The sequence below is a fragment of the Isoptericola sp. NPDC060185 genome, assembly GCF_042728595.1.
Lineage (GTDB): Bacteria > Actinomycetota > Actinomycetes > Actinomycetales > Cellulomonadaceae > Isoptericola.
Map to the genome: position 1 here is coordinate 1 of NZ_JBHWYY010000114.1, position 8161 is coordinate 8161.

Here is an 8161-nt window from a genome sequence, read left to right on the forward strand (position 1 = left end):
CCTTCGCACGGTCGCGTTCACGCGCCCCAGGGGGCGCTCCATTTCGGGAGGGATACGACCGCGCGAAGGACCTCGGCCGCCCCGCTCGGCTGTTCCACGCGGTCGCGTTCACGCGCCCCTGGGGGCGCTCCACTTCGGGAAGGATACGACCGCGCGAAGGACCTCGGCCGCCCCGCTCGGCTGTTCCACGCGGTCGCGTTCACGCGCCCCTGGCGGCGCTCCATTTCGGGAGGGATACGACCGCGCGAAGGACCTCGGCCGCCCCGCTCCGTCGTCACGTGCGGTCGCGTCCACGTGCCCTGGGGAAGGGCTTCGGCTGAGCGCCGCGCCGGCGGGCGGGCGCGTAGGATCCGCCGATGCACGGTGACCTGTGGTTCGGGTGCGGTAGCGCCGAGGACGAGCGCGAGCTGTGGTGCGAGATGCTCGGCGGACGCACGGCGCGGATCGTCTACTGGCCGTTCGCGCTCCCGCCGGCGACGGTGCCGACGGCTGACGCCTGGCTGCGGGGAGGTCTCTCCGCCCTCGGCGTGCCGTTCGAGCTCGACACCTGGGAGAGCCTCGCGGGTCGTTCGCCCACGGAGCTGACGACGGCAGACGTGCTGTTCGTCGGCGGTGGCAACACGTTCCGCCTGCTCGACCACGTCCGTCGGCACGGGTTCGTCCCCGCGGTGCGGGAGTTCTGGCGATCGGGCGGCGACTACTACGGCGGGAGCGCGGGCGCCGTCCTGGCCTGCGAGAGCATCGCGATCGCCGACGGGCACGACCCCAACGAACCGGGCCTGACCGACCTCGACGGCCTCGGCCTGGTCGAGGGGGCGACGATCCTGCCCCACTTCGACGTCGACCATCTCGAGTCGGCGGAACGATGGGCGCACCGCCACGGGACGACGGTCCTCGGGATCCCGGAGACCGTCGGCCTGCACTGCACGTCGGACGGCGCGACCGTCGTCGGCTCCGGGTTCCTGACGGTCGTCTCGCCGTCCGGCGTCGAGCACCGTGCACCCGGTGACCGGCTCGCGGTCGCCGTCGCGGGTGCGGACCCCGGGCCGTGAGGCTCAGGTCGTGAGCGTGGTGTTGCCGCCGAAGTCGTCGCGGAAGCGGGGGCCCTGGGCGGCGAGCTCCTGCGCGTAGGCGGCGGACCAGCCGCGGAACGGGTCCACGGCGAGGGACTCGTTGGAGAACCGGCGGTCGTCCGTGAGCTCCGTGACGCAGAAGTCGGGGATCTGCAGGTCGGTGACCGGGCCCGAGCGCTCGCACTCCGCGACGACGAGCGGCGCGTTGGCGCCGCCGAAGACGTCGATCGACCAGCCGTCCGCGCCGAGCCACGCCGCGTAGCGCGTCTTGATGACCTGTGCGCCGCCGCGCCGCACCAGCTCGACGCCGACCAGCGGGTCGAGCTGGCGCTCGGCCTCGTACCGGGTGCCGCCGACGGACGGGCCCTTGACCGTGACGGCGGCGAAGTCGACGCGGGAGCCGTACAGCTCCAGCACGTCGCGCGCGTCGCTGTCCGCGCCCAGCCGGGCCTCGACGCCCGTGGCCTGCACGCGCACGCGCAGCGCGTACCCGCCGTCGGACAGGAAGTAGGACTGCACGATGAGGGCGGGCGCGTCGCGCAGCGCGTCGGGGAGCTCGCGGACGAAGAACCGGCGCTCGAACTCGAAGTCGGAGTAGTCGGCAGACATGGTTGCGAGCCTAGTGCGCCGCGCTGACCCGACTGGCACCGCGTCCGCGCGCGTGGGGAAGCCCGCAGGGGGTGCTCAGCGGCGGCGGGTGCGCAGCACGCCGGTCCGCATCGGCAGGGCGAACTCGCCGCGCGCCGTCTCCGGCCGGCCGGTCAGGTAGGAGCGGATGCGCCCGGTCGTCGCCGCCCGCTCCGCGTCCGGCATGACGAGCACCCCGGCGCGCGTCGCGAGCGTGGCGACCAGGGAGTCCGCCGTGCGGCGCTGCTCGTGCGGCAGCTCGGCGCGCTCGGTCCGGCCGAACGGCCCGGCAGCCGGGCCCGGCAGCAGGTCGGACGTCGCGACCCGCCATGCCGCAGGCGTGTCGCGGGGCCCGACGACGGCGCTCCCTGCGACCCGGGCGAGCCCCGCCACCCACTCGACGCCGTCGTCCAGAAGGTTCCAGAGGCCGGCGAGGACGCCGCCGGGGACGAGCACGCGAGCGATCTCCGGGCCAGCGGCGGCCATGTCGAACCAGTGCAGGGCGTTGCCCGCCAGCACCGCGTCGACGGAGCCGTCCGGGAGCGGGATCGCCTCGGCGCTGCCGGACAGGGCGCGGGCGCCGGGGGTCGACCGTCGCAGCTCGGCCACCATCGCGGGGTCGGGCTCGACGGCCACCACGTCCCCGCCTGGGACGAGCGACGGGTCGAGCAGCATGGCCGTGAGCTTGCCGGTCCCGGCACCGAGGTCGAGCACGCGCGGGCCGGGAGCAGGCTCGAGCGCCCAGCGCACCGCGGCCCGCGCGTAGTCGGGGCGGTGCGCGGCGTAGGCGTCGGCCGCCTCGCCGAACGACGAGGCGTGGCCGGCCGGTGACCGCCCGCCGGGCGTCACGACGCCGCCGGCGGGACCTCGCGGCGCTCGGGGCCCACGTACGCCGACAGCGGGCGGATGAGTGCGTTCGAGGCCTGCTGCTCCATCACGTGCGCCGTCCAGCCGGTGACGCGGGCCGCGACGAACAGCGGCGTGAACGTGGGCGTGTCGAAGCCCATCAGGTGGTAGGCCGGGCCCGACGGGTAGTCGAGGTTCGGGTAGATGCCCTTGCGCGCCACGAACTCGGCCTCGAGCGCGTCGTAGAGGGCGCCCAGGTCGGCGCGGTCGTAGTGCTCGACCAGCGTGTCGAGGGCGGCCTTCATGGTCGGCACGCGGGAGTCGCCGTGCTTGTAGACGCGGTGCCCGAAGCCCATGATCTTGCGCTTGGCGGCGAGGGCGTCGTCGAGCCAGGCCGCCGCCCGGTCGGCCGAGCCGATCTCGGCGAGCGTCTCCATGACGGCCTCGTTGGCGCCGCCGTGCAGCGGCCCCTTGAGCGCCGCGACCGCGCCGACGACGGCGGAGTGCAGGTCGCTCAGCGTGGACGTGATGACCCGCGCCGTGAACGTCGAGGCGTTGAAGGAGTGCTCGGCGTACAGGACCATCGATCGGCTGAACGCGTCGACGACCACGGGGTCCGGCTCGACCTCGAAGGTCGTCCAGAGGAAGTTCGCGGAGTAGTCGAGGTCGTCGCGCGGGGCCACCGGCTCCAGGCCGTGGCGCCGGCGCTGGCCGTAGGCGACCACGGCGGGCAGCGCGGCGAAGAGGCGCACGCTGCGCGCGAGGTTGACCTCCGGGTCGGCGGCGGCCTCGAGGGCGGTGAGCCCGGCGGCCTCCCGCGCGCCGATCACGCTGACCGCGGTGCGCAGCTCGTCCATGGGGTGCGCCGTGACCGGCAGCAGGTCGATGGCGGCGCGCACGTCGTCGGCCAGCGGCCGGTGCTCCCGCTCGGTGGCGCGCAGGCCCGCGAGCTCGTCGGCGGTGGGCAGCTCGCCGTGCCAGAGCAGCCAGGCGACGGCCTCGAACGACTGCGTGGCCGCGAGGTCCTGCACGGGGTAGCCGCGGTACAGCAGCGAGTTCGTCTCGGGGTCCACCTTGGAGATGGCCGTGACGTCGGCGACCACCCCCGCCAGCCCGCGGCGGACCTCCGGCTCGGACCCGGTGTGCTCTGTCATCGATGCTCCTTTGCTGCGATGTGCTGCGATGTGCTGCGGTTCGTGGTGCGTGGGCGCGACGGTCAGCCGTGCAGGTTGTCGTCCAGGGTGAAGTCGAAGACGCCCGTGTCGAACGACGAGTACCCGGCGTAGTCCACGAGCTCGTACAGCCGGGCCCGGGTCTGCATGTGCTCCACCTGCCCGGCCAGCGACCCCTCGGCGCGCAGGGCGTCCAGGCCGCGCTCGGCGGCGCCCATCGCGAGGCGCAGCAGCGAGACCGGGTAGATGACGAGCGCGATGCCCGCGTCGGACAGCTGGCGGGTGGTGAACAGCTCGGACTTGCCGAACTCGGTCATGTTGGCGAGCACCGGGACGTCGACGGCGTTCGCGACGGCCTCGAACTCGGCGAGGTCGCGCATCGCCTCCGGGAAGATCGCGTCCGCTCCCGCGTCGACCAGCGCCTTGGCCCGGTCGATCGCCGTCGGCAGGCCCGCGACGGCCCGCACATCGGTGCGTGCCATGACCAGGAGGTTCTCGTCCCGACGGGCCGCGACCGCGGCACGCACGCGCTGCAGAGCCGTCGGCTCGTCCACGACCTGCTTGCCGTCCAGGTGGCCGCAGCGCTTGGGGTTCACCTGGTCCTCGACGTGCATCCCCGCGACGCCCGCGTCCTCCATCGCCTGCACGGTGCGCGCGACGTTCATCGCCTCGCCGAAGCCGGTGTCCGCGTCCACGAGGGTCGGCAGGTCCGTCATCCGGGCGACCTGGCCGGCCCGGCCGGCGACCTCGGTGAGCGTCGTCAGGCCGACGTCGGGCAGCCCCAGGTCGGCGGCGACGACGGCGCCCGAGACGTACACGCCGTCGAAGCCCTTGTCCTGGATCAGGCGCGCCGCGAGCGGGTTGAAGGCGCCCGGTAGCTGCAGCAGGTCGCCCGAGCGCAGGCGCTCGCGGAAGGCCGCGCGCTTGGCCGCGGGGGTGGTGGACGAGTAGAGCATGGCGGGTTCCCTCGAGGTCCTCAGAAGATGCCGGGCGCGACGGGGTGCGCCGCCAGCGCGTCGGCGAGCGGGGTGACGGTGAGCCCGGACAGCTCGGCGGCGGTGAGCTCGGGCAGCCGCTGGGCGACGTCGAGGAACCGTTCGGCCTCCTCGTCGGCCAGCACGCCGGCAGCCAGGGTGCGGAACTTCGCCACGTACTGCTCGCGCGCGAACGGGCGGGCGCCCAGCGGGTGCGCGTCGGCGACGGCGATCTCCTCCACGACGCGCGAGCCGTCCGCGAGCTCGATCTCCACGCGCCCGCCGAACGCCTTCTCGGCCGGGTCGACCGAGTGGTAGCGCCGGGTCCACTCGGCGTCCTCGGCCGTCGTGACGCGGCGCCACAGCTCCACCGTGTCGGGGCGCCCGGCGCGCTCGGGGGCGTAGCTGGCCACGTGGTCCCAGGCGCCGTCCTGCAGGGCGACGGTGAAGATGTAGGGGATCGAGTGGTCGAGCGTCTCGCGGCTCGCGGCCGGGTCGTACTTCTGCGGGTCGCCGGAGCCGGAGCCGATGACGTAGTGCGTGTGGTGGCTGGTGTGCAGCACGACCGACCGGACGTTCGCCGGGTCGCGCAGCTCGGGTCGCTCGGTGCCGAGGCGGCGCGCGAGGTCGATCCACGCCTGCGCCTGGTACTCGGCCGAGTGCTCCTTGGTGTACGTGTCGAGGATGGCGCGGCGGTCCTCGCCCGCGGCCGGCAGCGGCACGGTGTAGCGGGCGTCGGGCCCGTCGAGCAGCCAGGCGATCACGCCGTCCTCGCCCTCGTAGATCGGGCTGGGCGAGGTCTGACCGCGCATGGCGCGGTCCACGGCCTCCACCGCCATCTTGCCCGCGAACGCGGGGGCGTGGGCCTTCCAGGTGGAGATCTCACCCTTGCGCGACTGCCGGGTCGCGGTGGTGGTGTGCAGCGCCTGCCCGACGGCCTGGTAGATCGTCTCGGCGGGCAGGCCCAGCAGCGTGCCGAGGCCCGCCGCGGCCGACGGCCCGAGGTGGGCCACGTGGTCGATCTTGTGCGCGTGCAGGCTGATGCCCTTGACCAGGTCGACCTGGATCTCGTAGCCGGTGACGACGCCGCGCAGCAGGTCGGCGCCGCTGCGGCCGAGGTGCTGCGCGACGGCGAGCAGCGGGGGGATGTTGTCGCCCGGGTGGGAGTACTCGGCCGCGAGGAACGTGTCGTGGTAGTCGAGCTCGCGGACCGCGACGCCGTTGGCCCAGGCCGCCCACTCGGGGCTCGTGCGCTCGGGGGAGCCGAAGATCGTGGCGCCGGCGCCGCCGCGGGAGACCTGGTGGGCCTCCGCCTGCGCGCGGGCCGCGAGGATCGGTGCACGGCCCAGGGAAGCCGTCGCGACGGCCGCGTTGTCGATGACGCGGTTGATCACCATGTCGGTGACCTCGGGCGTCGGCTCGAGCTGCTCGGCGGCGACCTCCGCGATCTTCCACGCCAGCTGCCCGGTGCGCGGCAGGGGCTCGTCGGAACGGTAGACGCGGACCTCGTGGTCGATCATGCGGGGGAGTCCTCCGGCTGCAGGCATCGCGGGCAGGCATCGGCTGCCGGCGTCGTCGCCGCCCGGTGCTCCGGGCTGCCCCGAGAACGTAACGCCCGGCGGCGACAGGGTCCAACGAGGGCGGCCTGCGGCCCGCCGCGAACCTCCTCGGGGGCCCTGTGGCGGGCTTCACGAACGACGTGTCAAGGAACGGTGTCGTCGCTGGTGACGGCGTCGGGCCGGGTGCTCCCTGCGGGCCATGGTTGCCCCAGTGAACTTGATATCGAGTCAAGAGTCGGTAACGTGGCCGCCCATGTTCGGGCTCGGCGCCCGCCCCCCGGGGTGGACGCCGGCTCCCTGTCACGGGTCGGACAGCTGCGACACACCGCGTGCCGCTGCGCCGGCCACGGAAGGAAACATGACCGCCGTACTTCCCCAGGAACAGACCGGCAACACCCCCGCGCCCGTCGCGGCCGACACTGCCGCGCGCCGCAGGCTGCGCGTGGACGACGTCACCGTCGTCGACAACTCCATGCTGAAGAAGACGATCGGCGGCACCGCCGTCGGCAACCTCATGGAGTGGTACGACGTGGGCGTCTACGGCTACCTCGCCGTCACCATGGGTGCCGTGTTCCTCCCGCAGGCCTCGTCCGGCGTGCAGATCCTCTTCTCCCTCGGCGTGTTCGCCGCCACCTACGTGGCGCGCCCGCTCGGCGGCATCGTGTGCGGCCGCATCGGCGACCGCGTGGGTCGCCAGAAGGTGCTCGCCTTCACGCTCGTGATGATGGCCAGCTCGACGTTCCTCATCGGCCTGCTGCCCACCTACGGGGTGCTCGGGGTCGTCGCGCCGCTGCTGCTCGTGCTGCTCAAGCTGGTGCAGGGCTTCTCGACCGGGGGCGAGTACGCCGGCGTCACGACGTTCGTGGCCGAGCACGCCCCCGACCGCCGCCGCGGCTGGGCGGCCTCGTTCCTCGACTTCGGCAGCTACCTGGGATTCGCCCTCGGCGCCGTCGTCGTGACGGTGCTGCAGGTGACGCTGGGCCAGCAGGCGATGCTCGACGGCGGGTGGCGTATCCCGTTCCTGGTCGCCGGCCCGATCGGCGCGTTCGCCGTGTGGTTCCGCCTGAAGATCGAGGAGTCCCCGGCCTTCCAGGCGCAGCAGGTCGCCGCCGAGGCCGCGAAGGAGCAGGGGGCCGAGGCCCCCGCCGCCGCTGCCGACGTCACGCTGCGCTCGCAGTGGCGCCCGCTCGCCGTCGCGATGGTGCTCGTGGCCGTCGCCAACACGGCCGGCTACGCGCTCACCAGCTACATGCCGACCTACCTCACGGACACGCTCGGCTACGACGCCACGTCCGGCACCCTGCTGACCGTGCCCGTGCTGGTGCTGCTCGCGGTGATGATCCTCGTGGCGGGCCCGGTCAGCGACCGGGTGGGTCGCCGCCCCCTGCTGTGGTTCGGCGCGGGCTCCCTGGCCGTCCTCGCGGCGCCGGCGTTCCTTCTGCTGGCCCTGGGCCACGTGTGGTCCACGCTGCTGGGGCTGTGCCTCATGGCGGTGCCGGTGGCGTGCATGGTGGGCGTCCAGGCGGCGACGCTGCCCGCCATGTTCCCGACGGCCGTGCGCTACCGCTCGATGGGCCTGGCGTACAACGTGGCGCTCGCGGTGTTCGGCGGGACGACGCCGCTCATCGTGGAGTCGCTGACCCAGGCGACGGGCTCCAGCATGGCGCCGGCCTACTACCTCATGGGCTTCGCCGTCGTCGGCGCGGTCGCCGTGTGCTTCGTCAAGGAGAGCGCGGGCAAGCCGCTGCCGGGCTCGATGCCGTCGGTGGACACCCGCGCCGAGGCGAAGGCCCTCGTGAGGACGCAGGAGAAGAACCCGGACCTCGACCTCGACGCGATGCCGGGCCTGGTCCCCGCGCACTGAGGCGTCGGCCGGAGCCTGACGTAGCGATCGGTCGTCGTCCCGTCGC

Annotated in this window: 7 protein-coding genes; 2 read left to right on the forward strand and 5 right to left on the reverse strand. The window is 73.8% G+C overall.

What is annotated here, in order from left to right; translation table 11 throughout:
• Positions 1-356: 356 nt before the first annotated feature.
• Positions 357-1052, forward strand: a complete 696-nt coding sequence (locus ACFWDO_RS20460) for a Type 1 glutamine amidotransferase-like domain-containing protein (protein WP_380325760.1) — start codon at positions 357-359, stop codon at positions 1050-1052.
• A 3-nt stretch (positions 1053-1055) separates the two neighbouring features.
• Here ACFWDO_RS20460 and ACFWDO_RS20465 read toward each other — a convergent pair whose 3' ends face one another.
• From ACFWDO_RS20465 to ACFWDO_RS20485, 5 genes are all read right to left on the reverse strand, one after another.
• Complete coding sequence (locus ACFWDO_RS20465; RefSeq protein ID WP_380325757.1) at positions 1056-1682, reverse strand: CYTH domain-containing protein; 627 nt, start codon at positions 1680-1682, stop codon at positions 1056-1058.
• Between the two features lie 75 nt (positions 1683-1757).
• The gene (locus ACFWDO_RS20470; RefSeq protein ID WP_380325754.1) at positions 1758-2549 is read right to left on the reverse strand and encodes a class I SAM-dependent methyltransferase; all 792 of its coding nucleotides are present in this window, start codon (positions 2547-2549) and stop codon (positions 1758-1760) included.
• Positions 2546-3700: a bifunctional 2-methylcitrate synthase/citrate synthase gene (locus tag ACFWDO_RS20475; RefSeq protein WP_380325751.1), complete on the reverse strand. Its 1155-nt coding sequence runs from the start codon at positions 3698-3700 to the stop codon at positions 2546-2548. The genes ACFWDO_RS20470 and ACFWDO_RS20475 overlap by 4 nt, the downstream gene beginning before the upstream one ends.
• A gap of 62 nt (positions 3701-3762) precedes the next feature.
• Positions 3763-4674: a methylisocitrate lyase gene (gene prpB / locus ACFWDO_RS20480; protein WP_380325748.1), complete on the reverse strand. Its 912-nt coding sequence runs from the start codon at positions 4672-4674 to the stop codon at positions 3763-3765.
• Positions 4675-4694: 20 nt separating this feature from the next.
• Positions 4695-6212: an MmgE/PrpD family protein gene (locus ACFWDO_RS20485; protein ID WP_380325745.1), complete on the reverse strand. Its 1518-nt coding sequence runs from the start codon at positions 6210-6212 to the stop codon at positions 4695-4697.
• A 397-nt stretch (positions 6213-6609) separates the two neighbouring features.
• Between ACFWDO_RS20485 and ACFWDO_RS20490 the strand changes: the two genes are divergently transcribed.
• Positions 6610-8115 carry an MFS transporter gene (locus tag ACFWDO_RS20490; protein ID WP_380325742.1) on the forward strand — a complete coding sequence of 502 codons (1506 nt, stop codon included), beginning with the start codon at positions 6610-6612 and terminating at the stop codon, positions 8113-8115.
• Positions 8116-8161 lie beyond the last annotated feature (46 nt).

Coding starts and splice junctions, on each gene's coding strand:
- ACFWDO_RS20490 (WP_380325742.1), top strand. CDS start 6,610: ATGACCGCCGTACTTCCCCAGGAACAGACCGGCAACACCCCCGCGCCC.
- ACFWDO_RS20465 (WP_380325757.1), bottom strand. CDS start 1,682: ATGTCTGCCGACTACTCCGACTTCGAGTTCGAGCGCCGGTTCTTCGTC.
- ACFWDO_RS20460 (WP_380325760.1), top strand. CDS start 357: ATGCACGGTGACCTGTGGTTCGGGTGCGGTAGCGCCGAGGACGAGCGC.
- ACFWDO_RS20485 (WP_380325745.1), bottom strand. CDS start 6,212: ATGATCGACCACGAGGTCCGCGTCTACCGTTCCGACGAGCCCCTGCCG.
- ACFWDO_RS20475 (WP_380325751.1), bottom strand. CDS start 3,700: ATGACAGAGCACACCGGGTCCGAGCCGGAGGTCCGCCGCGGGCTGGCG.
- prpB (WP_380325748.1), bottom strand. CDS start 4,674: ATGCTCTACTCGTCCACCACCCCCGCGGCCAAGCGCGCGGCCTTCCGC.